This is a genomic window from Mycobacterium sp. E342 (genome assembly GCF_001667665.1).
GTDB lineage: Bacteria > Actinomycetota > Actinomycetes > Mycobacteriales > Mycobacteriaceae > Mycobacterium.
The window spans coordinates 1-918 of record NZ_LZJM01000043.1 but is presented as its reverse complement, the minus strand read 5'-3'; the positions used below and the strand labels follow the sequence as shown (position 1 = coordinate 918).

The window sequence follows — 918 nt, the reverse complement described above, 5'->3', positions numbered from 1 at the left end:
TGGTGAGCGGCCCCAATACCCCACCCCCACACCATGACCGGCCACATAGAGTTCCCCGACCACCCCGGCCGGCACCGCACGCAACCACGGGTCCAACACGAACAGTGCTGCTCCTGAGACCGGCGACCCAATCGGCGGGGCACCCACCCCGGCAGTCAGCGGGATACTCCTGGCCACCCACATTGTGGTCTCGGTCGGCCCATAGACGTTGACCATCACCCGCCCCGGCGCCCACCGATTGACCAGCTCAGCCGGACACGGCTCAGCGCCGATCACCAGCGCCGCCGACTCCAACCCTTGCGGCGAAAGCATCGCCACCGCCGAGGGGGTCTGAGTGAGCACACTGACCGGTTCAGCCACCAGCAACGCGTGGAAATCATCCGCAGAGCGGGTCAGCGCCTCGGGCACCACCACCAACCGGCCCCCATGCAACAACGCACCCCAGATCTCCCACACCGAAAAGTCAAACGCATACGAATGAAACTGCGACCACACCTGTCCCGGCCCCAGCCGCACACCAATCTCCAACGAATCAAACAACTGGGTCACGTTGGCGTGCGTGACAGCAACCCCCTTAGGGATACCGGTGGTGCCCGAGGTATAGACGATGTGCGCAATATCCTCTGAAGTCGGGCCCGGCACCGGTGTGACCGGCTCAACATCGATAGCGGGATCACTGACATCAATCACCGCCACGTCATGGCCATCCAGCCGCGAGCGCAACTCGGTGGTGGTCAGTACCACCACCGGGCCGGCGTCAGCCACCAGGAACCCGACCCGGGCCGCGGGCAGGCCCGGATCGATTGGCACATAGGCCGCCCCGGACTTGAGCACCGCCAGGATCGCCACGATGGCCTGCGCGCCGCGCGGCAACAACAACCCCACACACCCACCCGGTCCCGCCCCTTGGGCAACGAG

Annotated in this window: 1 protein-coding gene; it reads right to left on the bottom strand. The window is 65.9% G+C overall.

What is annotated here, in order from left to right:
* Nucleotides 1-918: AMP-binding protein (locus A5692_RS02435; protein ID WP_156765890.1), on the bottom strand; the 918-nt coding region annotated here is incomplete at both ends.